The following is a 24399-nucleotide window of genomic DNA, read 5'->3' on the forward strand; positions in this document are numbered from 1 at the left end:
GTGCACACAATGAATGCGCCGCCTCCCCACGCCGGCGCGGTCGCGCCTCCCGGTGCGTCGGCCGCGCGCGCGCTGCGTTACCTGATCCGTGTGCCGCTGCTGGTGTGGCATCTGCTTATCCACCTGCCGCTGGTGCTGTTGCTCATCACCTTGCCGACCTCGCGGCTGCCGCTGGGCGGCGAAACCCTGGAAGAGCGCCTGATCCGCGCCTGGGCCGGCGGCCTGATGCGCATCTTCGGTTTCAGCCTGCGCCGGATCGGCACGCCGCTGGCCGGGGCGACCTTGTTCGTCGCCAATCACGTCAGCTGGGTCGATATCGAGATCCTGCACAGCCAACGTATGATGGGCTTCGTCGCCAAGCGCGAAATCGCCGGCTGGCCGGTGGTGGGTTGGCTCGCCGCGCGCGGCCAGACCATCTTCCATCACCGCGGCAACACCGAATCGCTCGGCGGCGTGCTGCACGAAATGCTCTCGCGCCTGCGCGCGGGGCGTTCGGTCGGCGTGTTTCCCGAAGGCGGTACCCGCGGCGGTCGCGAGATCGGCCCGTTCCACGCGCGCATCTTCCTGGCCGCGGTCGAAGCCGGCGTGCCGGTGCAGCCGGTGGCGCTGCGCTACGGCGAACGCGGCGACGCCCAGGCGGTGGTCGCGTTCCAGGACAAGGAAAGCTTTTTCGCCAACTTCCTGCGTCTGCTCGGCGAACCCGGGCGCGTGGCCGAAATCCACTTCCTGACACCGATCGGCCCGGGCGAAGCCGATGGACGCCGTCGCATCGCCGAACTGGCGCGGCTGCGCATTATCGAGGCGATGGCGAGCTGATCCCATGTTGACTGCAGCCGATTACGCCCCGCCGCGCTGGCTGCGCAACGCCCACGTGCAATCGGCGCTGGGTTCAAGTCCTCTGCGCCGGCGCAACGCCGAACGCCGGCTGGCGGCGATCGGCGCGCGCACCCAGGCGCACATCATCGAAACCGACGGCGGCGTGCGCCTGCACGGCCTGCACAGCGCCGTGGACGGCGTCACGCCGCGCGGACTGGTGCTGCTGCTGCACGGCTGGGAAGGCAGCGTGGATTCCAACTACATGCGCCTGACCGCGGCGCAGTTGCTGGCGCGCGGTTTCGAAGTGTTCCGGCTCAACTTCCGCGATCACGGCGACACCCATCACCTCAACGAAGGCCTGTTCCACTCCAACCGCATCGACGAAGTGGTGCAGGCCACCGCGCAGATCGCGCGGATGTTTCCGCTGCGGCCGCTGTCGGTGGCCGGGTATTCGCTCGGCGGCAATTTCGCCCTGCGCCTGGCGCTGCGCGCGCCCGAGGCCGGGCTGCCGCTGGCGCACGTGGCCTCGGTGTGTCCGGTGCTGGACCCGGCGCGCACGATGGAGTCGATGGAAAACGGCCTGCGTTTTTACCTGTGGTACTTCGAGCGCAAATGGCGCGACTCGCTGGCGCGCAAGCGCGAGCTGTTCCCGGGCGTGCACGACTTCGACGACCGCACGCTCGGCCTGAGCATGCGTCCGCTGACCCAATGGATGGTCGAGCGCCACACCGACTTCGGCACCCTGGATCGCTACTTCGACGGCTACTCGGTCGCCGGCCGGCGCCTGGCGCAGTTGCAGGTGCCGGTCAGCATCCTGATGGCCGCCGACGATCCGGTGATTCCGGTGGCCGGCTTCCGCGAACTGGAACTGCCGACCAATGCGCGCCTGGAAGTCGCGTCCTGGGGCGGGCATTGCGGGTTCCTGGAGAACGCCCAGCTGGACGGCTTCGCCGAGCGCTGGATCGCCGATCGCATGGAGAAACTGGCTTCGGTCTGAGCCGTCGCGGCGGGCCCGGCGAAATCGTTTGCGGCATCACTAGACGACCGGTCTAATTGAGTCTAGAGTGCCCGCCATGACCTCCACCGCCCCCAGCGACGTCCGCCAGCACATCCTCGATGTGGCCTTGCCGCTGCTGCTGCGCAAAGGCTTCACCGCGGTCGGCCTGACCGAGGTGCTGACCGCCGCGCAGGTGCCGAAGGGCTCGTTCTATCACTACTTCGGCTCCAAGGAAGCCTTCGGCGAGGCGGTGCTGGAGACCTATTTCGCCGGTTATCTGGCGCGCATGGACCAGCTGCTGAGCCAGCCGGGCACGGCCGCGCAGCGGCTGAGCGGTTATTTCAACGACTGGCTCGACTCGCAGACCGGCGACGAAGCCAGCAGCCGTTGCCCGGTGGTCAAGCTCGGCGCGGAAGTCAGCGACCTGTCCGAAAGCATGCGCGCGGCGCTGGAGCGCGGCACCCGCTGTATCACCGAGCGCCTGGCGCGCTGCATCGACGCCGGCCGCGCCGACGGCTCTCTGTCGGCGCCGGCCGACAGCCGCGCCGCGGCGGTGACGCTCTACCAGAACTGGCTCGGCGCCAGCCTGCTGGCCAAGATCGCCCGCGATCGCGCGCCGCTGGACACGGCCATGGCCGGCACCCGGCAGTTGCTCGGTCTGACCCAAAACGTTTGAAGCGGGACGGCGTGAAGGCTGGCCCCGTTATTTTTTGCACCCAATCACTAGGCGACCGGTCTATTTGTAACCAAACAAGTCGTCCGAACCCACCCACCCGATAGGAGCCCCCATGTCGCAGCCGCAACCCGTGAACCGCCGCATCGTCCTCGCCACCCGCCCGACCGGGGTGCCGACCGCGCAGGACCTGCGCCTGGAAGAAACCGCCGCACCGACGCCCGGCCCGGGCCAGTTGCTGCTGCGCACGCTGTACCTGTCGCTGGACCCGTACATGCGCAACCTCATGGACGAAGCCGGCACCAGCTACGCGCCGCCGATCGCGCTGGGCGCGCCGGTGGTGGGCGGCACGGTCAGCCGGGTGGTGAGCTCCGACCACGCGCAGTTCAAGGCCGGCGATCTGGTCCTGAGCAATGCCGGCTGGCAGGACTACGCGCTGTCGGACGGCGCCGACCTGACCGCGCTCGGCGACATGGCCCAACCCTCCTTGGCGCTGGGTGGCCTGGGCATGCCGGCCTTCACCGCCTACGTCGGCCTGCTTGACATCGGCCAGCCCAAGCCGGGCGAAACCGTGGTCGTGGCGGCGGCGACCGGAGCGGTCGGCGCGGTGGTCGGGCAGATCGCCAAGCTCAAGGGCGCGCGCGTGGTCGGCATCGCCGGCGGCGCGGACAAATGCCGCTACGCGGTGGAAGAACTCGGCTTCGACGCCTGCATCGACCGCCACGATCCGCAATTGGCGCAGCAGTTAGCCCAGGCCTGCCCGGACGGCATCGACGTGTACTTCGAGAACGTCGGCGGCGCGGTGTTCGAGGCGGTGCTGCCGCTGCTCAACCACCACGCGCGCGTGCCGGTGTGCGGGGTGATCGCGCATTACAACGACGAAGCGCAGCCGCCGGTGCCCAACCCGTTGCCGCATCTGATGACCACGCTGCTGCAAAAACGCATCCGCCTGCAGGGTTTCATCATCCTGGACCACTACGCCGAGCGCTTCGAGGCCTTCCGCCGCGAGATGGGCGAATGGGTCGCCGCCGGCCGGGTCAAGCTGCGCGAGGACCGCGTCGAAGGCCTGGAGAACGCGCCGGCCGCGTTCATCGGCCTGCTGCAGGGGCATAACTTCGGCAAGCTGGTGGTGCGCGTGGCCGAGGCCTGAGCCCGGCCGGGCGGGATAGGGCGAGGGGGCCGGGGAGCGGTCGCGGCCAGCGGCCAGCGCATAAAAAGCGCGAAACCGCGCGCGCCCCTACAATCCCCCTCCTCTTATCCCGTCCGAAGCACACGAATGTACGAACCCATTCTCGACGCGCTGCGCAGCGGCACCCCCGCCGAAGCGCTGGCCGCCGCCGAACAAGCGCTGAGCACCGACCCGCAAGACGCCGGCCTGCATCGCCTGCACGCCGCCGCCCTGCGTCTGAACGGCGATCGCGACGGCGCCGTGGCGGCCCTGGACCGCGCCATCGGCCTCACGCCCGAGGATGCGCAACTGCATCTGGAACGCGCCGGCGCGCTGCTCGACGGCCGCCACCTCGACGAGGCCCAGGCCTCGCTCGCGCGCGCGATCGGGCTCGACCCGAACCAGTTCCCGGCTTATGTCGTCAAAGCGCAGCTCGCCATCGTGCGCGGCGACCTGGAAGAAGCCGAGCGCCTGGGGCGCACCGCCGCGCGCATCGCCCCCAATCACCCGCAGGTCGCCGCGATCGAAGGCGTGCTGGCGTTGCGCCGCGGCGACGCCGACCGCGCCCTGGCGATCCTCAGCCACGCCGCCTCGCTGGCGCCGGACGATCCGCAGGTGCTGCACGGCCTGGGCTTCGCCTATCTGGCCAAGGGCCATCTGGCCTTCGCCGAACAAGCCTTCACCGCGCTGGCCGAGCGCAGTCCGGACCAGCCCACGCTGCAATTGCTGATCGCCGATCTGCTGCGCCTGCAATCGCGCTATGCCGAAGCCGCCGACCGCATCGCGCCGGTGGCGCAGCGCGAAGACGCCGGCTTCGGCGTGCGCCGCTGGGCCGGCGAGCTGGAACTCGACGCCGGCCGCAACGACCGCGCCCTGTCGCTGCTGCGCGAGGCCTTCGACGATCAGCCTTACGATCCGCGCACGCTCAACGCGATCATGGAAGCCTGGCGCCGCCTCGGCGCCGTCGACGACGCGCGCCAGTCGCTGGAAACCGCGCTCGCCAAGCATCCGCAGCAGCAGGATCTGTGGCGCGCGCGGCTGGTGCTGGAGCCGTTCGGCGAGCCGTCGGCGCTGGCGGTCCTCGACCGCTGGCAGCAGGCCATGCCGGAAAATCTCGCCGCGCTGGAAGCGCGCGCGGCGGTGCACGATCAACTGGGCGAACACAGCCAGGCCGAGGCCATCGCCGAACGCATCGTCGAACTCAGCCCGGGCGATGTCGCCGCCGAGATGCGCATCGTCCAGGGGCTGACCGAACGCGATCCCGACGCCGCCGCCGAGCGCATCGAGCGCCTGATCGGACAGGCCGTCGATCCGGCCGCCAAGCGCGAGCTGCGGCAGTTGCTGGGCCGCACTCTGGATCTGGCCGCGCAGCCCGAAGCGGCCGCGGCGACCTGGGCCGAGCTTCACGCCGAAGTCGTCGATCAACGCCTGCCGTTCAACACCATCAGCGCGCGCAGCGGCGGCGACTGGCCGGCGATGAGCACCATCGCCGAAGGCACCCGCGGCATCTTGCTGCTGTGGGGCGCGCCGGGTTCGCGGGTGGAGCGCATCGCCCAGGTGCTCGGCGCGGTCGGCGCGCCGCTGCTGGTCGATCGCTACGGCCCGCAGCCGCCGACCGATCCGATGCAGCGCTACGGCACGGTCGAGGAACTGCTCGCCGGTTCGCTCGATCCGGCCTTCCTGATCAAGATGTACCGCGCCGCCCTGCCCGCGCGCGGCGCCGCCGACGGTCCGGTGTTCGACTGGCTGCTGTGGTGGGACAACGCGCTGCTGCGCGCGCTGCGTCCGTACTTGTCCGAGGCCTTCCTGCTGATTCCGATCCGCGATCCGCGCGACATGCTGCTGGACTGGCTGGCCTCCGGCAGCCCGACGCCGTATGCGCTGCCCACGCCGGAAGACGGCGCGCGCTGGCTGGCGCAGTGCCTGGATCAGATCGCCGATCTGCACGAAGGCAATCTGTTCCCGCACAACCTGGTGCGCCTGGACGAAACCGGCGAAGACGCCGGTGCGATCGCGCAGATCATCGCCGACACCCTGCGCGTGCAGGTGTCGCTGCCCGGCGGCATCGCGATGAGCGAGCGCCTCGGCAACGGCCGCTGGCGCGCCTACCAGGGCGCGCTGGGCGAAGCGTTCGCGCTGCTCGCGCCGGTGGCCAAGCGTCTGGGCTATCCGCTGGCCTGAGCGCGCGCCGGTAGCGACGGCCGCTGCGATCGACCACCCGGTTCGCGGCGGCCGGCTGCGGAATACTTCGCCGGGCGGATCGATCCCTAGCGGATCGATTCCGCGCGTTAACGTGCACCCTCACTGTCTTGGTGCGATGCCCGCACCGCGAATCAGCAGCGCCCAGGAGCCCTTCATGCGCATTCACAGCAACAGCTTCCAGCACCGTCAACGCCTGCCGGTCGAATTCGCCGCCGGCCAGGCCAGCGGCGACGGCTATGGCTTCGCGCCGAACCGCAACCCGCACCTGGCCTGGGATGAGGTGCCGCAGGCAACGCGTTCGTTCGCGCTGGTGTGCATCGACCCGGACGTGCCGACCGTGGCCGAGATGGTCGGACGCAGCGACGTGCAGATTCCCGAGCATCAGGTGCGCACCGATTTCATCCACTGGGTGATCGCCGACATCGCCGCCGACGTGCGCGAGATCGCCGCCGGCAGCTGCAGCGACGGCGTGACCGCGCACGGCAAGCGCGATCCGGCCGGCCCGCGCGGCTCGCGCCAGGGCCTCAACGACTACACCGGCTGGTTCGCCGGCGATCCGGACATGGCTGGCGACTGGTACGGCTACGACGGCCCGTTCCCGCCGCCGAACGATCTGCGCCTGCATCGCTATTTCTTCCGCGTGTTCGCTCTCGACGTTGAGCGGCTGGAACTCGACGCGCGCTTCACCGCCGCCGCCGTGTTGAATGCGATGCAGAGCCACGTGCTGGGCGAGGCGTCGATCTACGGCACCTACTCGCTCAATCCCGCGGTGAAGGGCTGAGCCAGTGAGCGCGGCGCGAGTGGCCTTGGTCAGCGGCGCCAGCCGCGGCATCGGCGCGGCCATCGCGCGCGAGCTGTCGGCCGCCGGCGTGGCCTTGGCCTTGACCGCGCGTTCGCGCGACGAACTCGAAGCGCTGGCGGCGCAATTGCCGGGTCCGGCGCGGGTGTTGGCCGGCGATCTGTCCGTGCCGGCGGCCGCCGCGCAACTGGTGCAGGCGACGCTGGCCGAATACGGCCGGCTCGACATCCTCGTCAACAACGCCGGCGCGACTCCGCGCGGGGATTTTCTCGCCTTCAGCGACGCCGACTGGGAGGCCGGGTTCGGTCTGAAATTCTTCGGCGCGATGCGGCTGTGCCGCGCGGCGTGGCCGGCGTTGGCGCAGTCGCGCGGTTGCATCGTCAACATCGCCGGCATCGGCGGGCGCACCGGCAATGCCGAATTCGCCATCGGCGGCGCGGTCAACGCCGCGCTGTTGAATCTGACCAAGGCCCTGGCCGATCGCGGCGTGCGCGACGGCGTGCGCGTCAACGCGGTCAACCCCAGTTCCATCGCCACTGGCCGCACCCAGGTGCGGATCGACGCGCTCGCCCGCGAACGCGGCATCGACCGCGCGCAGGCCGCGCAGGCGCTGGCGGCGCAGCTGGGCGTGGCGCGTTTCGGCGAGCCGGCGGAAATCGCCCGCGTGGTGGCGTTCCTGGCCTCCGACGCGGCCAGTTACATGCAGGGCGCCATCGTCGATGTCGACGGCGGCCAGACCCGCACCCTGTGAGCGCCGATCCGGCTTACCTTTGACCGACCGCGCCGCCGCCGATCCGCGGCGCGGCGATTCTTCACCGAGCGACGAAATGAACGACCCGCACAATCCCTACGACGCGCCGCAAACCCAAGTGCGCGCCGAACGCATCGCGCAACTGGTCACCGCCACGCGCGGCCAGCGCCTGATCAACTACCTGATCGACTCGCTGGCCTGCGTCGCCTTGATCGTCTGCGCGCTGACGCTGTACACCGCCTACGATCCGGCCGTGGTGAACTCGCTGCGCGAGCCGAACATGTTCCGCGACTGGGTCATGACGCCGATCGCGCTGCTGATCTATTACGTGCCGATGGAAGGCATGTTCGGCGTCACCCTGGGCAAGCTGGTCACCAATACGCGAGTGGTGGACGAACAAGGCCGCCCGCCGAGTTGGGGCCAGGTATTGGGCCGCACCGCCGCGCGGCTGATCCCGTTCGAACAATTCACCATCCTGTTCTCCGGAACGCAGCGCGTCGCCGCCTGGCACGATCGCCTGCCCAAGACCTTGGTGGTGCGGGCGCGCTGAAGCGCGTTCATCCGCGCATCGCGCGACTGAACGCGGGGCGCGCCATCGGCCTCGTTGCGCCGGCCGCGGGCGCGGCTTAGAGTCGCCGCAGAGCACTCAGGGCAGGCCCATGGAACGGTGGCGGTTTGGCGCATGGACAAGCGCATTGCCTGATCGCGGCACGACGGCCGATGCGTCGCCGGCCGCCCGCTTGTTTGCGAGCCGCCTTTCGCGGTGGCTCGTGCTGGCTTTGGTTCCGATCCCTTCGCTCGCTCTGGCAACAGCCGACTCCCCCGCGCAACGGCAGGCGGCGAGCCGCTTCGCCTCTACAGGCATGGCCGCCACGCTGCGGCGCTGCGAACTTCCGCGCCACTGCGGCGGGCAGGCGCCGAAGCGCGCGCAAAAGACACGGCGCGAGACCAGCAACGATTTCAAGATCGATCAGCGCACGCTGGAATTCGACGGACTGACGATTGAACTGTCGTACCTGCTCGAAGCGCCGGCGCCGGTCGGAAAATCCGCGCACCCGTATCGCGATCCGCAGGTGCTCAGGCTGCGCCTGAGCGACAGCCGCTGGCCGGTCGGGCAAGGACTCGGGGTGGGCGCGACGCAGGCCCGGATCGTGCGCGCGCTGGGGCAGGGCATCGCGCGCGGCGCATGCAACGAGTACGTCGATCCGGTCCGCGAAGACGCGGTGACCTTCTGTTTCGAGCAAGGCCGGGTCGGCAGTATCGAATGGGTGCCGTGGCACGACGCATGAGTCTTCGGCCGAGCGCCGCGCCGGTTAGCGCGTTCGCAGGCCGGATTTAGTTGAAGCGCCGCGGACAGCGCGGCCATACAAGGAAGCAGGTTGAAGCCATGAGCGACGAACACAATCCCTACCAGGTAGTCTCGCGCGTCAGCGCCGCGCCCCTCCCCACCGCGTATGCGCAGGCCGACTACGAGGCCGCCAGCTACGGCCGGCGTTTCTTCAACTACTTAATCGATTCGACGATCGCCGGCATGATCAAGGTCGCGATCATCATCGCCGTCGGTCGCTCGGCGATCTATCACTCGCCGCTCAAGGACGTGTTCTTCACCTTCGCGATAATGATGGTCTACTACATCATGATGGAGGGCTTGTTCGGCGCGACCGTCGGCAAGTTCGTCACCGGCACGCGCGTCGTCGACAACGAAGACCAGCCGCCCGGTTGGGGCAGCATCATCGTGCGCAGCCTGGGCCGTTGCATTCCGTTTGAGCCGTTCTCGATCTTCTTCTCCGGCGAAGATCGCATCGCCTGGCACGATCGTCTGTCCGAGACGCGGGTGGTCAGGAAGCCGTGATCGCTTGAGCGTTCCTGCTCAGGGATGCGAAGCGCGTATCGGATAGATATGGATCGAGTCGACGCAGCGGTAAGTCAGCGGCGTGGTAGTGAAGTTGATCCAGTTACCGGCGCGCTGCGTCGTGTAGGTTTTTCCTCGATCTTCGCCATGCGCATCGACCGTCGGCGCGCCTTGCGCGCCGATCAATTCGGAGGCGAATTTCGGGGGAAGGCAGGGCTCCGATGCGACGCCGATATCGATCTGGCCCGTCAACTGCCCTATCGAGCCGAAGCTCAGGACGTAGCCGTCTTTCAGCGTCGCCGGCCCTTGGCCGGAAAAATCGCGTCCAGGAAGCGGCTTCAAATCCAGGACGTTGCCCAGCGCTGCTTCGATCTTGTTCTTGCCGGCCTCACCGGCGAGCGACCATCGCAATAATTGCTCGATGGTTACCGAGTCCTTCGTGCCCGCAAATGGTTGCGGCCCGGACACGCTTGCTCCGGTTGTGCTGCATGACGCCAGGGCGCCGACAATCAATGCCAGCGCGAGGCTATACGAAGGATGCGATCGTGCAACGCGGCGATGGTCCAGCATCGTCAATTCCTCTATCCATGAGATCGCCGCGATAGCGCGGACGCGCATCAAAGCGCGCCCGCGCGGCCGCCTCAGGACTTGGGCGGCGGAACCAGTTCGCTCTCGACCACCATGTCGAGCACATACGCCACCGACGAGGCATCGGCCGGCGGGTTCTTGATGTCGAACTTCTTGATCCGCACGACGTTGCGCACGCCGGCTTCGTGGGTGTAGCCCTCGATGTCCTGGTAGAGGAAATGCCAATCCTCCGCCGGCGCCAGGGCGACGCCGTTGGCGTCGTACTTGCGCTCGCGTACCCACAGGCACTGGTAGTCGCGCATCAGCGGATGCGGGCAGCTGCGGCGCTGGGCGTCGACTTCGAAGAACATTGTGGTGCCGGCGCTGCCGTAACGCGTTTCCGGCGTCGGCTGGCCGCTCAGGACCAGCTTGCTGCCCGAGGCGGTGGTCAGCAGCAGGCGCGGTTGCGGCGCCTGGCCTTCGATCGCGAACTGGGTGCTGCCTTCGAGCTGCTTGGAAATCTCGCTGTCCATCTGCATCAGGCGCCGGTCCTGGCAGGCCATCAGCGTGGTCTGGAAATTCTTGACCTCGATCTTGTCGCCCTTGAGCGCATAGCTCGCGCCGACGTGATTGCAGCCGCCGGACACGCCCAGGCGGTCCTTGACGAAGCTCAGCTGCAGGCCGTACTTGCCTTCGCGCTGCAGCACGCCGATCGGCTTGCCGGTGGCGTCGCTGGCGGTGTCGAGGTTCCAGCGATACGCGCCCAGGTCGATGGACGACTTGGCCGCGCCGGTGTTGGCGGAATCGCCGGCGGGCGCGGCGGCGGCGCCGTCGGCGTTGTTGTGCGAGGGCGCGGCGCAGGCGGCGAGCAGGGCCAGCGACAGCGCGGCGGCGGAGAGGACGAGCGGGCGGGTGATGTTCATGGGGCGCAATGATCCGGGTTGCGTTGCGAAGACAGGATCAACGGGCCGGCGCGGGCGATGGGGTTGCGCGCGTTCAGCGGGCGGTCGGCGGCGCTCAGGACTTGGGCGGTTTGGCGAACTTCTGCATCAGCTCGCGCTGCGCGCGTTGCAGATCCAGGCCGCCGTTGCCGTCCGCCTCGTCGTCCAGCGTGTCGTCGTCGAGCGCGGCATCCTCCGCGATCACCTCATCGATATGCGAAAGCAGCAGCCCCGCATCGACCGTCACGCTCTGCATGCGGTCGCTGGGAAACACGCCGACGGCGACCTTGGCCTCGCTCAGCGCGGCGGCGGTGTGCTCGCGCCACGCGCCCAGCTCGCGCTCGGCCGGGGCGTACTCGCGCAGCTGCGGCGCCTGCGCGAGCGAGGCGCGCGCGGTCGCGGCCGAGGGCCAGGCCGGCAGCAGTTCCTGACCGTCTTCGTCGAACAAGGTCAGCACGAACTCGCCCGACATCGCGATCCAGAAACGCCCGGTGCGCGCCACCGATTCCAGGAACGCGGCGTAGCGCTCCGGGCTGGACAGCTGGACGTACTCCAGCAGCTGCTGTTCGGCGAGGCGGTCTTGTTCGTTCATCGGCGGGGTTCCGGCAAGGGATCGGCTGCGGATCAGCTGCCCGAGGGCATCAACAGCAGCAAGGCCGCGCCGAAGGCGAGGCGGTAGATCGCGAACGCGGTGAAGCGATGGCTCTGGATATAACGCAACAGCCACTTCACCGCGATGAAGGCGGTCACGGCCGAGGCGATGAAGGCCACCGCGAGCGCGCTCCAGTCCTCGCCGGCCGCGGCCGGGGTACCGGCCACGTGCATCAGCTCATAGCCGGTGGCCGCGAACATGGTCGGGATGCCGACCAGGAAGGCGAACTCGGTCGCCGCCGCGCGGCTGGTGGTGCCGGCCAGCAGGGCGATGAAGATCGTCGCCGCCGAACGCGAGGTGCCCGGAAACACGCCGGCCACGACCTGGGCCACGCCGACCAGCGCGGCCACGGTCCAGGTGATCTGGCTGCGTTCGCCCAGCGCGGCCGCGCGCTTGGCGGCGAAATGCTCGGCCGCGATCATCCACACGCCGCCCAGCACCAGCGCCCAGGCGATCGGGGTGACGTGATCGGGCAGCTCGAAGCCGGCCTTCTTGACCAAGATGCCAAGCACCGCGGTGATGCCGAAGGCCAGGCCGAGCTTGAGCAGGTAGTCGAGGTTGTCGCGGCGGGTGAAGCCGGTCGCCAGCCCCCACAGCCGCTTCCAGTAGATGACCACGACCGCCAGGATCGCGCCGGCCTGAATCGAAATATTGAACAGGTCCGAGCGATGGCCGAGCCAGTGCTGCGCGATCAGCAGATGCCCGGTGCTGGAAATCGGCAGGAATTCGGTGATGCCTTCGATGATGCCGAGGAGGAGGGCGGCGAGCAGATCGGTCATTGGGGGGCGGGGAATGAAGGGAATGAGGGGGAGGGGGATGGGTGGCGCGGAGCGGTCGGCAGGATAGCCGATTTGGTCTGGCACCAAAAAGGTGCGAAGCCTAACTTTAACGCCTTGTTATGGTGCTATCCAAAAAGACTGGCCGCCGGATACCTTTATAAATCAGTTGCTTGATATGAATCTTGCGTTGGCACACCTCTTGCTTGATACAACCCGTCTACCGCGTTCCAACCATTCCCCTCCCCCTTATTCCCTTCATTCCCGGATCCAACCCAATGTCTCTCGAACACGTCGAAAAGCTCGTCAAGGATCACAAGGTCGAATTCATCGATCTGCGTTTCACCGACATGCGTGGCGTCCAGCACCACGTGACCTTCCCCAAGTCGATCGTCGAGCCGGCGCTGTTCGAAGACGGCAAGATGTTCGACGGCTCCTCGATCAGCGGCTGGAAGGGCATCAACGAGTCGGACATGATCCTGCTGCCCGACGCTTCGACCGCGGTCCTGGATCCGTTCACCGCCGATCCGACCCTGATCCTGACCTGCGACATCCTCGACCCGGCCACCATGCAGGCCTATTCGCGCGATCCGCGCGGCGTGGCCAAGCGCGCCGAGGCCTACCTGAAGTCCAGCGGCATCGCCGATCAGGCTTTCTTCGGCCCGGAACCGGAATTCTTCATCTTCGATTCGGTGCGTTACGCCAATGAGATGGGCCACACCTTCTTCCATATCGATTCGGAAGAAGCGGCGTGGAACTCGGGCAAGGAATACGAAGGCGGCAACAGCGGCTACCGTCCGGGCGTGAAGGGCGGCTATTTCCCGGTCGCGCCGCTCGATTCGCTGCACGACATCCGCTCGGAGATGTGCAAGACGCTGGAAGCGGTCGGCATCGAAGTCGAAGTGCACCACCACGAAGTCGCCAACGCCGGCCAGTGCGAGATCGGCACCAAGTTCAACTCGCTGGTCGCCAAGGCCGACGAGCTGTTGACGATGAAGTACATCATCAAGAACGTCGCCCACCGCAACGGCAAGACCGCGACCTTCATGCCCAAGCCGATCGTCGGCGACAACGGCAGCGGCATGCACGTGCACCAGTCGCTGGCCAAGGGCGGCGTCAACCTGTTCTCCGGCGACGGCTACGGCGGCCTGTCGCAGATGGCGCTGTGGTACATCGGCGGCGTGTTCAAGCACGCGCGCGCCATCAACGCGTTCACCAACTCCGGCACCAACAGCTACAAGCGCCTGGTCCCGGGCTTCGAAGCGCCGGTGATGCTGGCCTATTCGGCGCGCAACCGTTCGGCGAGCTGCCGCATTCCGTACGTGGCCAACCCGAAGGCGCGCCGCATCGAAATGCGCTTCCCCGATCCGATCCAGTCCGGCTACCTGACCTTCGCCGCGCTGATGATGGCCGGCCTTGACGGCATCAAGAACCAGATCGACCCGGGCGCGCCGAGCGACAAGGATCTGTACGACCTGCCGCCGGAAGAAGAGAAGGGCATCCCGACCGTGTGCCATTCGCTCGACCAGGCGCTGGAAGCGTTGGACAAGGACCGCGAGTTCCTCAAGGCCGGCGGCGTGTTCACCGACGACTTCATCGACGGCTACATCGCGCTGAAGATGCAGGAAGTCACGAAGTTCCGCGCGGCGACTCACCCGCTCGAATACCAGATGTACTACGCCGTCTAAGCGGCCACGGCGTGCGCATCAGGTCCGCAACGGCAATGTTCTCGCCGTCGCGGACCGATACGCCGCCGATACGCCGAGTAATGACACGCTCCGTCGTGAACCAGGAGAGCAACGCCCGATGCACATCCGTACCGGCGAACTCGACCATCCCGAAGTGATCGCGCTGTTGCGCGAACACCTGCGGGGCATGGCCGAACTCTCGCCGCCGGAAAGCATCCACGCGCTCGACCTGGACGGGCTCAAGCATCCGGACATCACGTTCTGGAGCGCCTGGGGCGAAGGCGATGATCTGCTCGGTTGCGGCGCGCTCAAGCGGCTCGACGATGGGCACGGGGAAATCAAATCGATGCGCACCGCCAGCGCGCATCGACGTCGCGGCATCGCCGCGGCGATGCTCGAACACATCCTCGGCGAGGCCGGCCGGCGCAAGTATCGGCGGCTGAGCCTGGAAACCGGCTCGATGGATGGATTCGAGCCGGCGCGCAGCCTGTACGCGCGTTACGGCTTCGACTACTGCGGGCCCTTCGCCGGATATCGCGACGATCCCAACAGCGTGTTCATGAGCAAAGCGTTGTAACCCACACACGGCCCGAGGCGAATGCCCCGGGCCGTTTTCGTTTTCCACCCACAACCCATGAGGACACGCACGACGGGCCAGGCCCGCCGCGGGGCGGCTTGTTTCCGAAAAACCGCGAGAGCGCCAACGAAGCGCTCCGCGATCACCGCGCACATCGCAATGACCGGGGAGGGGCCACCGCTTATGAGGAGCCTGCGTCATGTCGTCTCATCTCAAGACTGAAAACCACAACGCCGCTCACGCGACGCACGCCCATGCCGTCGCCAAGGCGACGCTCGCACTCGCGCTCGGTTGCGCCGCGCTCGCGGCTACGCAAGCGCGCGCCGGAACCACGGGCTCGATCAGTCTGACCTCGGACTACCTGTTTCGCGGGGTCTCGCAGACCAATCAGGAGCCGGCTCTGCAGGGCGGTATCGAATACGCGCACGACAGCGGTTTCTACGTCGGCGCCTGGGGCAGCAACATCAGCTGGCTGTCGGACACGGTGGTCGTCGGCGACGACATCTCCAGCAGCCTGGAGCTCGACGGTTATCTGGGCTATCGCGGCAAGGCCGGGGAGATCTTCTCGTACGACGTCGGCGTGTTGACCTACTACTACCCGGGCGACTACCCGTCCGGCTTCAACAGCCCGAACACCACCGAGATCTATCTGGGCGGCACGCTCGCGCCCAGCGAAACGGTGTCGATCGGCCTGAAGTATTCCTACGCCGTCACCGACCTGTTCGGCTACGCCGATTCCGACGGCAGCGGCTATATCGACGCCAACCTCAACTGGACCTTCCAGCCGGGCTGGACGCTCAACCTGCACGGCGGCAAGCAGTGGATCGAGAACAACGAGGCCTTCGAATACACCGACTGGAAGCTCGGGGTGACGAAAACCTTCGAAAGCGGCTTCTCCGTGGCCGCGGCCTATAGCGACACCGATGCGCAGAAGGCGCTCTACACCAACGCCCACAACAACTTCCTGGCCGACAGCGCCTTCACCTTGACCGTTAGCAAGGCGTTCTGACGCCGCGCGCATTGATCGAAACCACCGGAGCCGCGAGATGAAACTGATCACCGCCATCATCCGCCCGTTCAAGCTCGACGAGGTGCGCGAAGCGCTGACCGAAGTCGGCGTGTCGGGCATCACCGTCACCGAAGTCAAAGGCTTCGGGCGCCAGAAGGGCCATACCGAGTTGTACCGAGGGGCCGAGTACGTCGTCGATTTCCTGCCCAAGCTGAAGATCGAATGCGCCGTGCCCGAGAGCCTGCTCGACGCCGCGCTGGAAGCGATCCAGAACGCCGCGCGCACCGGCAAGGTCGGCGACGGAAAGATCCTGGTCCTGCCGGTTGAAAGCGCGGTGCGCATCCGCACCGGCGAGCTCGACGACGATGCCCTCTGACCCCTGCCTGCGAGAGACGAACATGAAGTACGACACGATGCTCGAACCCCGCTCGCGCGAGCGGATGCTGCGAACCCTGGCCTGGAGCGCATTGCCGGCGGCGGCGCTGCTCGCTTTCGTGCCGGCGCATGCGCAGGAAGCGGCCGCGGCCGCGATCGCTGCGAAACCCATCGTCGATAAAGGCGATGTCGCCTGGATGCTGACCTCGACCCTGCTGGTGCTGTTGATGACCGTACCCGGCCTGGCGCTGTTCTACGGCGGGCTGGTGCGCTCCAAGAACGTGCTGTCGGTGCTGATGCAGGTGCTGGCGGTGTTCTCGCTGCTGGTCCTGCTGTGGGTGGTCTACGGTTACTCGCTGGCCTTCAACGGCGGCAACGCGTTCATCGGCAACCTCGACAAGCTGTTCCTCAAGGGCGTCAACAAGGAATCGCTGGCGGCGACCTTCAGCGCCGGCGTGTCGCTGCCGGAGTACGTGTTCATCGCCTTCCAGTCGACCTTCGCCGGCATCACCGGCGCGTTGATCGTCGGCGCCTTCGCCGAGCGCATCAAGTTCTCGGCGGTGCTGCTGTTCTCGGTGCTGTGGTTCACCTTCGCCTATCTGCCGATCGCGCACATGGTCTGGTACGGGCCGGACGGCTTCTTGTTCGCCAAGGGCGCGATCGACTTCGCCGGCGGCACGGTGGTGCACATCAACGCCGGTGTCGCCGGTCTGGTCGGCGCCTACTTCGTCGGCAAGCGCGTGGGTTACGGGCGCGAGGCAATCAAGCCGCACAACGTCACCTTCACCATGATCGGCGCGTCGCTGCTGTGGGTGGGCTGGTTCGGCTTCAACGCCGGCTCCAACCTGGAAGCGACCGCGGGCGCGGCGTTGGCATTCCTCAACACGCTGCTGGCGACCGCGGCCGCGGCGCTGGCCTGGAGCCTGGTGGAGAAGGTGATCAAGGGCAAGCCGTCGATGCTCGGCGGCGCCTCCGGCGTGGTCGCCGGACTGGTCGCGATCACCCCGGCCTGCGGCACGGTCGGTCCGTTCGGCGCGATCGCCATCGGCGCGATCGCCGGCGCGGTCTGCGTGTGGGGCGTGCACGGGCTCAAGCGCCTGCTGCGCGCGGACGATGCGCTCGACGTGTTCGGCGTGCACGGCCTGGGCGGCATCATCGGCGCGTTGCTGACCGCGGTGTTCAGCGCGCCGTCGCTGGGCGGCTTCGGTTTCGGCGCGGGCAACGACAGCATCGCTTCGCAGCTGAGCGTGCAGGCGCTCGGCGTCGGCATCACCATCGTGTGGTCGGGCGTGGTGTCGGTGGTCGCGTTCGCGATCGTCAAGCTGGTGATCGGCCTGCGCGTGCCGGAAGAAGCCGAACGCGAAGGCCTGGACATCACCACGCACGGCGAGTCGGCGTACGAGAGCTGATCGGCGAACCCCTCTCCCGTGCGCGGGGGAGGGGTTGAGGCGGGCGCGCGCGATGCGCTTTGCGGGCAAGATCGAATGGATTCCGGCGCAAGCCCGAGTCCATTTTTTTTCTTGCGGCCCACCGATCCGGCCACCGCACAACTCTGAGTTGGGTAATCGATTTCCGCACGATTCAAGCGCTATCGCCGCTTCACAATGCGCGTCGCAGTTTGCTTTTCGCCGCTTGCGCGCTCGCGCGCCGGTTCATGCAACCGGCGCAGTCGCCGATGCGCAATCCATGATCCGCATCAACGAACGCGGTGTGACGAATAGTCTTTTACGCATTGTCGAATAAATATTTCCGCCTAGTCTGCCTAACGCGGACATAGCGCTGTCCGCCGACACGTCCGGACGCGCTCGCGTAAGGCAACGTCATTCCAAACAGGCTCGATCGCGAGAGGGGACCAGGACGGTTCCGCCGCATTCTGCGGCTCAACGAAACCTCACGGGAGTTTCGCAATGGCTCAGCAATCCAAGTATTTCCGCCTGCACCTGCTGGCGGCCGCCACCGTTTCCGTCATCGCCACCGCGCCGGCCTTCGCCGCCGACCGCGTCAATCTGACCAGCCTGGATCCTCAGCAGCCGGTCGCCGGTTTCATCGTCGCGTACAAGTCCGGCACGCCCAAGGGCCTGGATCTGCAGCGCCAGCTCAGCACCGCGGTCGGCACGCTGGGGCAGAAGGGATTGACGATCAAGCACGTGCGCGCGGTATCGACCGGCGGCGAGCTGATCGAAGTCAACCGTCCGCTCGACGTGGTCGAAGCGACCACGCTGATGCAGCAGATCGCGGCCAATCCCGATGTCGAATACATCGAACCCAACTCGATGTTCTACCCGGCGCTGACCCCGAACGATCCCAGCTATCCCTCGCAGTTCGGCCTGGGCGGCACCTGGGGCATCCGCGCCAATACCGCGTGGGACAACACCTATCAGGGCCAGGGCAAGATCATCGCGGTGATCGACACCGGCATCACCAGCCATCCCGACCTCGCGCAGAATCTGACCTCGCCCACCGGTTACGACTTCATCAGCAACGCCACCGCCGCGCGCGACGGCAACGGCCGCGACGCCAATCCGGCCGACCAGGGCGACTGGACCACCGCCGGCCAGTGCGGCGCCGGTTTCCCCGCGACCAATTCGAGCTGGCACGGCACTCACGTGACCGGCATCGCCGCGGCGGTGACCAACAACGCGGTCGGCGTGGCCGGCACCGCGTTCAAGGCCAAGGTGCTCAGCGCGCGCGTGCTCGGCGCCTGCGGCGGCACGCTGGTGGATATCGCCGATGCGATCACCTGGGCGTCGGGCGGTACCGTCAGCGGCGTGCCCGCGGTCGGCGTCAACAAGGCCACGGTGATCAACATGAGCCTGGGCGGCGGCGGCGCGTGCAGCTCGACCTTCCAGACCGCGATCAACGGCGCGGTGTCGCGCGGCGTGACCGTGGTGGTGGCGGCCGGCAACAACAACGCCAACGCTGCGGGCTTCCAGCCGGCCAGCTGCGCCAACGTGATCACGGTCGGCGCGACCACCTCGGCCGGCGTGCGCGCCAGCTTCTCCAACTGGGGGCCGCTGGTGGATGTGGCCGCGCCGGGTCAAAGCATTCTGTCGACGCTCAACTCGGGCACCACCGTGCCGGGCGCGGCGAGCTATGCGAGCTACAGCGGCACGTCGATGTCTTCGCCGTTCGTGGCCGGCGTGGTCGCGCTGATGCAATCCAAGCCGGGTGTCGACCGCACGCCGGCGCAGGCCGAGGCGATCATCAAGGCGGTGGCGAACATCACCCCGTTCCCGGTGGTGCAGAGCCCGGCGATCGGCTCGGGCATCGTCAACGCGGACAAGGCCACCGACGCCACGCCGTGATCGCGGCGAGAACCGGCCGGCGGCAACGGCCGGGCCGCGCTTGAAGCGAACGATCGCACTGGCGATCTTGAACCCCGGCTTCGGCCGGGGTTCTTCGTTGTGCCGCCGCGCCCTCTCCGGCGCCGAGCGCATCGGCGGTGATGCATTGCGCAATCCGGCGCCCGACCGGAAATTCTCTTGCCTGCGCTCGCACATGCGCGCCGGCGCGACTTTGGTCTAAACCTGCCGTCTTCATCGAAGCGGCGAATGCGCGCAAGGCACGCATGAACGGGCCGTGCGCGTGATTCGCATCACGCAACCGCCCGACCACGCTGCCTTCTGCGCGGCAACGACAGTTGTCGCGCGCAACCATGCTGCGCTGCCGCATGCTGTCCGTTTTGTTGACAGCGCTGTCATAGCCGCGCTACAAGCTGTCCCGCACCACCGGCCGGCTCCCACGGAGCGTGAGCGCCGGATTCGCCGCGACACCCACAACATGATCGGCCGCGAAGCCGGCCCCGGGGAGGGGATGTTCTGATGACCGTGCGTAACCGCTGTTCGAGGTTGAGCCTTGCCGTCTTCGCCGCACTGATCGCCAGCAACGCCGCCGCCCAGGACGCCGCGCCCGCCGACGCGCCCGCGCGCGAGTCGGCCGCCGGCAAGGACGCGACCGATCTGGATTCGGTGATCGTCACCGTCGAACGCCGCGCGCAGAGTCTGCAGAAATTCGCCGGCACCGCGCAGGCCCTGTCGCAGGACGATCTGCGCGGGCTGGGCATCAACAACGAACTGCGCCAGATCCAGGTCGCCGTGCCGGGCCTGAGCATCGCCAACCAGGAAGGCGCGACCGAAGTCTTCATACGCGGCGTGGGTTCGTCGAACAACACCGAACTCGGCGACCCGGGCGCCGCGCCGCACGTCAACGGCGCCTACATCCCGCGTCCGCGCGGCCTGGGCGCGATGTTCTACGACCTGGAACGCGTGGAGATCAACAAGGGCCCGCAAGGCACCCTGCGCGGCCGCAACGCGTTGGCCGGCACGCTCAACATCATCACCAAGAAGCCCGAACTGGGCGGCGACTTCAGCGGCTATGTGCAGGGCGAGGTCGGCAACCGCGACCAGAAGGGTTACGAGACCGCGGTGAATTTTCCGCTGGGCGAATACGCCGCGTTGCGCTTCGCCGGCTATCACGTCGAGAAGGAAGCCGGCTTCAAGAACGCCGGCCTGTGGCAGCACATCCAACCGGCCGGCATCCAGGACGACAGCGCCGGACGCCTGTCGTTCCTGTACGAGCCCGACGACAAGCTGTCGGTGTTCGCCATGCTCGACGTCGGCCGCGAGCTGGGCACCGGCTATCCGGGCGCGGGCGTGTTCGAAGCGGCCAGGGCCGGCTTCAAGCCCGACGACATCGACATGCGCTCGGTGGTGTATCGCGGCGTACAGGGCAAGGTCGATAACAAGCTGTGGGGTTTCCAGGGCACGGTGCGCTACGACTTCGGCGGCGTGAACCTGGAATACAACGGCAGCTATCGCGACGTCGATTATTTCCAGATCAACTCCGCCGCCGAAGGCAACACCTGGCCGGGCCGCGATCTGCGCGAGCGTCCGCCGGGTCAGCCGGGGACCTGGGGCGGCATCGACTACGACAACTTCGGCACCAACTATCTGCAGGCGCGTTCGCAATCGCAGACCCACGAGCTGCGCCTGTCGTCCGACGACGATGCGCGCTTTCGCTGGACCACCGGCGGCTTCTACTTCCACGAGAAGCAGCAGGTCGGCTTCATGGCGCTGGCCGACAAGGGCGCGTTCTACTCGGGCACCGAATTCACCATGCCCGATGTCGACGGCAAATCGTGGGCGGTGTTCGGCGACGGCACCTTCGACGTCAACGATCGCCTGCGCGTGAAGGGCGGCCTGCGCTACACCGACGAGCGCAAGTCGCGCGACGGCATCGGCGGCAACTGGACGATCGGCCTGGGCGGCGACGGCGGCGTGTTCCAGACCCGCCTGGGCACGGAAGGCTTCATGCCGAGCTTGCTCAATCGCCCCAGCTTCCACACCACCGGCTTGGTCACCAACGCCGACAAGGCGCGCTATCTGCTGGACGGCATCCTGCGCGCCGGCGCGCGCGACACGATGCAGCAGCAGTTGCAGGGCATCGTCGATGGTAGCCGTCCGAACGGCACCTGCATCGATCGTCCCGACATCGGCGGCAACACCGTCAACTGCCCGGCTAACGGCCAGCACAGTTTCATCTCGCTCGGCATTCCCTCCGAGCAGCACGGTTCGAGCGCATTCGATTTCCTCGACTGGCGCCTGGGCTTCGAGTACGACCTGAGCGATCGCAACCTGCTGTACGCGACCGTCTCCACCGGCCACAAGGCCGGCGGCTTCAACGACAGCTTCGACGTCAATGTCATTCCGGAAACCTACAAGCCGGAAGAACTGACGGCGCTGGAGATCGGTTCGAAGAACTCGTTCGAATTCTTCGGGCGCACGTCGACCTTCAACGTCAGCGGTTTCTACTACGACTACCAGGATCAGGTGTTTCAGGACCTGACCGTGATCGCGTTCGACCCGGACGGCAAGCCGAACGGCTTCGCCCTGGTCAACCGCAACGTCGGCAAGTCCGAGCTGTACGGCATCGAGGCCGAGAGCCGGCTGCGCTTCGGCGCCGGATTCACCCTCGACCTCAGCGCGCTGTATCTGAAGACCGAGATCAAGCAGGGCGTGGTTGCCGACGTGCGCAGCCAGGATTACAGCAACGGCGGCATCACCTCGCAGATCGACTTGACCGGCAACGAGTTGCCGCTGTCCTCGGAGTTCACCTTCAACGCGCGCCTGCAGCAGGCGATCGATTTCAGCCGCGGCACCTTCGACTGGCAGATCCTGGCCGCGCATCGATCTTCGTTCTTCCTGACCCAGTACAACGACCGCGACGTGACCTTCCTGCGCGACGCGTCCGGCGCGGTGGCCCGGGTCGAGGACGCGACCACCGCCGGTTTCCCGGACAAGCAGAAGGGCTTCACCCAGATCAACGCCGGCATCGGTTTCAGCTCGCTCAGCGGCGCCTGGCGGGTGGAGGCCTGGGGCAGCAACCTGACGAACAAAGACGTATCGCAGAAGGCGCTGGTGGGTTCGGGCGTGAACACGCGCTTCCTCAACGACGCGCGCAGCTACGGCGTGCGGGTGCGCTGGAACTTCTGATGACGGCGTCGCCGCGTCCCACCCTCGCCGCTCCGGCTTCCGCGCGCGTACCCCCACGGTGCGCGGGGCCGGGGGGCGGGGTGTCTGTACAGGTCGTCATTCCCGCGAAGGCGGGAATCCAGAGACTTCAGAGTCATCCTTCCAGTACGTCATTCCCGCGAACGCGGGAATCCAGCGACTTCAAAGGTTCTCGCACGAAAGGCCCTGGATTCCCGCTTTCGCGGGAATGACGGTCTGATAGATGCGATGCGGCTGATACTCACGCAGCATCACTAAGCAACAACACACAGCAGCACCAGCAGCACCAGCAGCACCAGCAACACCAGCAACACCAGCAACAAAGCACCGCGCACGAGCAACGCCCCCTCAACCCCGCCAGACCCAGCGGAGCTCCATGAAACTTCCCTTGCTCGATACCCTGATCGTCCTGATCTACCTCGCCGGCGTGTTCGCTCTCGCGCAATGGGTCTCGCGCGAAAAATCCGGGCACGAGAAAACCGCGAAGGACTACTTCCTGGCGAGCAAGGCGTTGCCGTGGTGGGCGATCGGCGCCTCGCTGATCGCGGCCAATATCTCCGCCGAACAGATCATCGGCATGTCCGGCTCGGGCTACGCGCTGGGCCTTGCGATCGCGTCTTACGAATGGATGGCGGCGGCCACCTTGCTGGTGGTCGGCAAATTCTTCCTGCCGGTGTTCCTGCGCAACGGCATCTACACCATGCCGCAGTTCCTGCAGGAGCGTTACGGCAACCGCATCCGCACGCTGATGGCGGTGTTCTGGCTCGGCCTGTACGTGTTCGTGAACCTCACCTCGATCGTGTGGCTGGGTTCGCTGGCGGTCTCGCAAGTCACCGGCATGGACCAGATGCTGGCGCTGGCCTTGCTCGGCGCGTTCGCGCTGGCGTATCAGCTCTACGGCGGCCTGAAGGCGGTCGCGCTGACCGACATCGTGCAGGTGACCTTGCTGGTACTCGGCGGCCTGCTGGTCGCCGGCCTGACCCTGAGCAAGATCGGCGACGGCGCCGGCGTGATCGCCGGTTTCAACAAGCTGATCGCGACCCATCCGGATCACTTCAAGATGATCCTGTCGCCCGACAATCCGCACTACAAGGACCTGCCCGGCATCGGCGTGCTGCTCGGCGGCCTGTGGGTGATGCACGTGAGTTACTGGGGCTTCAACCAGTACATCATCCAGCGCGCGCTGGCGGCCAAGGACTTACGCGAGGCGCAGAAGGGCATCGTGTTCGCCGCCGCTCTGAAGATCATCCTGCCGATCATCGTCGTGCTGCCGGGCATCGCCGCGGTGATGCTGGCGCCGGGCCTGAAGCGTTCCGACGATGCGTATCCAGCGATGATGTCGCTGCTGCCCAGCGGCGTGTTGGGCCTGGTGTTCGCGGCGCTGGTGGCGGCGATCGTCGCTTCGCTGGCCTCGAAGATCAATTCGGTCGCGACCATCTTCACCCTGGATTTCTACGCCAAGTACCGGCCGCAGGCGAGCGAACAGCGGCTGGTGAGGGTGGGCCGCATCGCCGCGGCGATCGCGATCGCCATCGCCATCGTCACCGCGCGTCCGCTGATCGGCGGCTTCGATCAGGGCTTCCAGTACATCCAGGAATACACCGGCTTCTTCACTCCGGGCATCGTGGTGATCTTCCTGTTCGGCCTGTTCTGGAAGCGCGCCAACGAAGCCGGCGCGCTGGCCGCGGCGATCGGTTCGTTCGTGCTGTCGGTGGCGCTGAAGCTGGCATGGCCGGAACTTCCGTTCGTCAACCGCGTCGGCGTGGTGTTCGTGCTGGCCGCGGCGCTGGCGGTGATCGTGTCGCTGTCGACGCGCTCCGGCGCCGGCCACGACCGCATCCAGAGCGACGGCGTCAGCTACGCCACCACGCCCTCGTTCAACGTCGCCGCGATCGCCGTGGTCGCGATTCTGATCGCGCTGTACGCGCTGTTCTGGTGAAGGCGGGGGCGCGCAGCATCCAGGCTTCGCGCGTCGTGCGTGAGGGCGCGGTGCGCGCGCAAACTAATGCGATCGCGATCGCGATCGAGTCCGACGCCGCGGCGTCGG

Annotated in this window: 22 protein-coding genes; 18 read left to right on the top strand and 4 right to left on the bottom strand. The window is 67.2% G+C overall.

Annotated elements, in window-relative coordinates:
* Positions 1-9 precede the first annotated feature (9 nt).
* From AB4Y92_RS03270 to AB4Y92_RS03315, 10 genes are all read left to right on the top strand, one after another.
* Entirely contained in the window at positions 10-816 is an 807-nt protein-coding gene (locus AB4Y92_RS03270; RefSeq protein ID WP_441818350.1) for a lysophospholipid acyltransferase family protein, read from the top strand.
* Positions 817-823: 7 nt separating this feature from the next.
* Positions 824-1813 carry a YheT family hydrolase gene (locus AB4Y92_RS03275; protein WP_441818582.1) on the top strand — a complete coding sequence of 330 codons (990 nt, stop codon included), beginning with the start codon at positions 824-826 and terminating at the stop codon, positions 1811-1813.
* Positions 1814-1889: 76 nt separating this feature from the next.
* Positions 1890-2489: a TetR/AcrR family transcriptional regulator gene (locus AB4Y92_RS03280; RefSeq protein ID WP_441818351.1), complete on the top strand. Its 600-nt coding sequence runs from the start codon at positions 1890-1892 to the stop codon at positions 2487-2489.
* Between the two features lie 112 nt (positions 2490-2601).
* Positions 2602-3636 carry an NADP-dependent oxidoreductase gene (locus tag AB4Y92_RS03285; protein WP_441818352.1) on the top strand — a complete coding sequence of 345 codons (1035 nt, stop codon included), beginning with the start codon at positions 2602-2604 and terminating at the stop codon, positions 3634-3636.
* A 126-nt stretch (positions 3637-3762) separates the two neighbouring features.
* Positions 3763-5835, top strand: a complete 2073-nt coding sequence (locus AB4Y92_RS03290) for a tetratricopeptide repeat protein (protein ID WP_441818353.1) — start codon at positions 3763-3765, stop codon at positions 5833-5835.
* A 175-nt stretch (positions 5836-6010) separates the two neighbouring features.
* Entirely contained in the window at positions 6011-6637 is a 627-nt protein-coding gene (locus AB4Y92_RS03295; RefSeq protein WP_441818354.1) for a YbhB/YbcL family Raf kinase inhibitor-like protein, read from the top strand.
* 4 nt (positions 6638-6641) lie between these two features.
* Positions 6642-7406 carry an SDR family NAD(P)-dependent oxidoreductase gene (locus tag AB4Y92_RS03300; protein ID WP_441818355.1) on the top strand — a complete coding sequence of 255 codons (765 nt, stop codon included), beginning with the start codon at positions 6642-6644 and terminating at the stop codon, positions 7404-7406.
* 76 nt (positions 7407-7482) lie between these two features.
* A complete protein-coding gene (locus AB4Y92_RS03305) occupies positions 7483-7956 on the top strand; it encodes an RDD family protein (protein WP_441818356.1) in 474 nt (157 codons plus the stop codon).
* Positions 7957-8101: 145 nt separating this feature from the next.
* On the top strand, positions 8102-8695 hold the full coding sequence (locus AB4Y92_RS03310) for a hypothetical protein (protein ID WP_441818357.1): 594 nt from the start codon (positions 8102-8104) through the stop codon (positions 8693-8695).
* A 98-nt stretch (positions 8696-8793) separates the two neighbouring features.
* The gene (locus AB4Y92_RS03315) at positions 8794-9258 is read left to right on the top strand and encodes an RDD family protein (RefSeq protein ID WP_441818358.1); all 465 of its coding nucleotides are present in this window, start codon (positions 8794-8796) and stop codon (positions 9256-9258) included.
* 18 nt (positions 9259-9276) lie between these two features.
* Here the strand turns inward: AB4Y92_RS03315 and AB4Y92_RS03320 are convergent, their stop codons facing one another.
* From AB4Y92_RS03320 to AB4Y92_RS03335, 4 genes are all read right to left on the bottom strand, one after another.
* Positions 9277-9828, bottom strand: coding sequence for a hypothetical protein (locus tag AB4Y92_RS03320; protein ID WP_441818359.1), 552 nt, complete (start codon positions 9826-9828; stop codon positions 9277-9279).
* Between the two features lie 71 nt (positions 9829-9899).
* Positions 9900-10748 (bottom strand): DUF4377 domain-containing protein, encoded by an 849-nt coding sequence (locus tag AB4Y92_RS03325; protein WP_441818360.1) that lies wholly within the window; start codon positions 10746-10748, stop codon positions 9900-9902.
* Between the two features lie 94 nt (positions 10749-10842).
* Positions 10843-11358, bottom strand: a complete 516-nt coding sequence (locus AB4Y92_RS03330; RefSeq protein ID WP_441818361.1) for a DUF2750 domain-containing protein — start codon at positions 11356-11358, stop codon at positions 10843-10845.
* 32 nt (positions 11359-11390) lie between these two features.
* Positions 11391-12197, bottom strand: coding sequence for an undecaprenyl-diphosphate phosphatase (locus AB4Y92_RS03335; RefSeq protein ID WP_441818362.1), 807 nt, complete (start codon positions 12195-12197; stop codon positions 11391-11393).
* A 275-nt stretch (positions 12198-12472) separates the two neighbouring features.
* On the opposite strand from AB4Y92_RS03335, the gene glnA reads away from it, so the two are divergent.
* The 8 genes from glnA (at position 12473) to AB4Y92_RS03375 (ending at position 24291) form a co-directional block, all read left to right on the top strand.
* Positions 12473-13882 carry a type I glutamate--ammonia ligase gene (gene glnA / locus AB4Y92_RS03340; protein ID WP_057941189.1) on the top strand — a complete coding sequence of 470 codons (1410 nt, stop codon included), beginning with the start codon at positions 12473-12475 and terminating at the stop codon, positions 13880-13882.
* A gap of 118 nt (positions 13883-14000) precedes the next feature.
* Positions 14001-14459, top strand: a complete 459-nt coding sequence (locus AB4Y92_RS03345; protein WP_441818363.1) for a GNAT family N-acetyltransferase — start codon at positions 14001-14003, stop codon at positions 14457-14459.
* A 199-nt stretch (positions 14460-14658) separates the two neighbouring features.
* Positions 14659-15468 carry a TorF family putative porin gene (locus AB4Y92_RS03350; protein WP_441818364.1) on the top strand — a complete coding sequence of 270 codons (810 nt, stop codon included), beginning with the start codon at positions 14659-14661 and terminating at the stop codon, positions 15466-15468.
* 37 nt (positions 15469-15505) lie between these two features.
* A complete protein-coding gene (locus AB4Y92_RS03355; RefSeq protein WP_057941192.1) occupies positions 15506-15844 on the top strand; it encodes a P-II family nitrogen regulator in 339 nt (112 codons plus the stop codon).
* 64 nt (positions 15845-15908) lie between these two features.
* Positions 15909-17252, top strand: a complete 1344-nt coding sequence (locus AB4Y92_RS03360; RefSeq protein ID WP_441818583.1) for an ammonium transporter — start codon at positions 15909-15911, stop codon at positions 17250-17252.
* Between the two features lie 498 nt (positions 17253-17750).
* Positions 17751-19148 carry a S8 family peptidase gene (locus AB4Y92_RS03365; RefSeq protein ID WP_441818365.1) on the top strand — a complete coding sequence of 466 codons (1398 nt, stop codon included), beginning with the start codon at positions 17751-17753 and terminating at the stop codon, positions 19146-19148.
* Positions 19149-19691: 543 nt separating this feature from the next.
* Complete coding sequence (locus AB4Y92_RS03370) at positions 19692-22334, top strand: TonB-dependent receptor (protein ID WP_441818366.1); 2643 nt, start codon at positions 19692-19694, stop codon at positions 22332-22334.
* Positions 22335-22728: 394 nt separating this feature from the next.
* On the top strand, positions 22729-24291 hold the full coding sequence (locus AB4Y92_RS03375; RefSeq protein WP_441818367.1) for a sodium/sugar symporter: 1563 nt from the start codon (positions 22729-22731) through the stop codon (positions 24289-24291).
* Positions 24292-24399 lie beyond the last annotated feature (108 nt).

Origin of the sequence: Lysobacter sp. TAB13 (assembly GCF_052113885.1) — a bacterium.
Lineage (GTDB): Bacteria > Pseudomonadota > Gammaproteobacteria > Xanthomonadales > Xanthomonadaceae > Lysobacter > Lysobacter gummosus.

Bases quoted from the DNA above. Each gene is read 5' to 3' on its own strand.
- AB4Y92_RS03315 (WP_441818358.1), top strand. From the start codon at position 8,794: ATGAGCGACGAACACAATCCCTACCAGGTAGTCTCGCGCGTCAGCGCC.
- AB4Y92_RS03305 (WP_441818356.1), top strand. From the start codon at position 7,483: ATGAACGACCCGCACAATCCCTACGACGCGCCGCAAACCCAAGTGCGC.
- AB4Y92_RS03320 (WP_441818359.1), bottom strand. From the start codon at position 9,828: ATGCTGGACCATCGCCGCGTTGCACGATCGCATCCTTCGTATAGCCTC.
- AB4Y92_RS03270 (WP_441818350.1), top strand. From the start codon at position 10: ATGAATGCGCCGCCTCCCCACGCCGGCGCGGTCGCGCCTCCCGGTGCG.
- AB4Y92_RS03355 (WP_057941192.1), top strand. From the start codon at position 15,506: ATGAAACTGATCACCGCCATCATCCGCCCGTTCAAGCTCGACGAGGTG.
- AB4Y92_RS03335 (WP_441818362.1), bottom strand. From the start codon at position 12,197: ATGACCGATCTGCTCGCCGCCCTCCTCCTCGGCATCATCGAAGGCATC.
- AB4Y92_RS03330 (WP_441818361.1), bottom strand. From the start codon at position 11,358: ATGAACGAACAAGACCGCCTCGCCGAACAGCAGCTGCTGGAGTACGTC.
- AB4Y92_RS03375 (WP_441818367.1), top strand. From the start codon at position 22,729: ATGAAACTTCCCTTGCTCGATACCCTGATCGTCCTGATCTACCTCGCC.
- AB4Y92_RS03325 (WP_441818360.1), bottom strand. From the start codon at position 10,748: ATGAACATCACCCGCCCGCTCGTCCTCTCCGCCGCCGCGCTGTCGCTG.
- AB4Y92_RS03290 (WP_441818353.1), top strand. From the start codon at position 3,763: ATGTACGAACCCATTCTCGACGCGCTGCGCAGCGGCACCCCCGCCGAA.
- AB4Y92_RS03280 (WP_441818351.1), top strand. From the start codon at position 1,890: ATGACCTCCACCGCCCCCAGCGACGTCCGCCAGCACATCCTCGATGTG.
- glnA (WP_057941189.1), top strand. From the start codon at position 12,473: ATGTCTCTCGAACACGTCGAAAAGCTCGTCAAGGATCACAAGGTCGAA.
- AB4Y92_RS03365 (WP_441818365.1), top strand. From the start codon at position 17,751: ATGGCTCAGCAATCCAAGTATTTCCGCCTGCACCTGCTGGCGGCCGCC.
- AB4Y92_RS03345 (WP_441818363.1), top strand. From the start codon at position 14,001: ATGCACATCCGTACCGGCGAACTCGACCATCCCGAAGTGATCGCGCTG.
- AB4Y92_RS03285 (WP_441818352.1), top strand. From the start codon at position 2,602: ATGTCGCAGCCGCAACCCGTGAACCGCCGCATCGTCCTCGCCACCCGC.
- AB4Y92_RS03360 (WP_441818583.1), top strand. From the start codon at position 15,909: ATGCTGCGAACCCTGGCCTGGAGCGCATTGCCGGCGGCGGCGCTGCTC.
- AB4Y92_RS03350 (WP_441818364.1), top strand. From the start codon at position 14,659: ATGTCGTCTCATCTCAAGACTGAAAACCACAACGCCGCTCACGCGACG.
- AB4Y92_RS03295 (WP_441818354.1), top strand. From the start codon at position 6,011: ATGCGCATTCACAGCAACAGCTTCCAGCACCGTCAACGCCTGCCGGTC.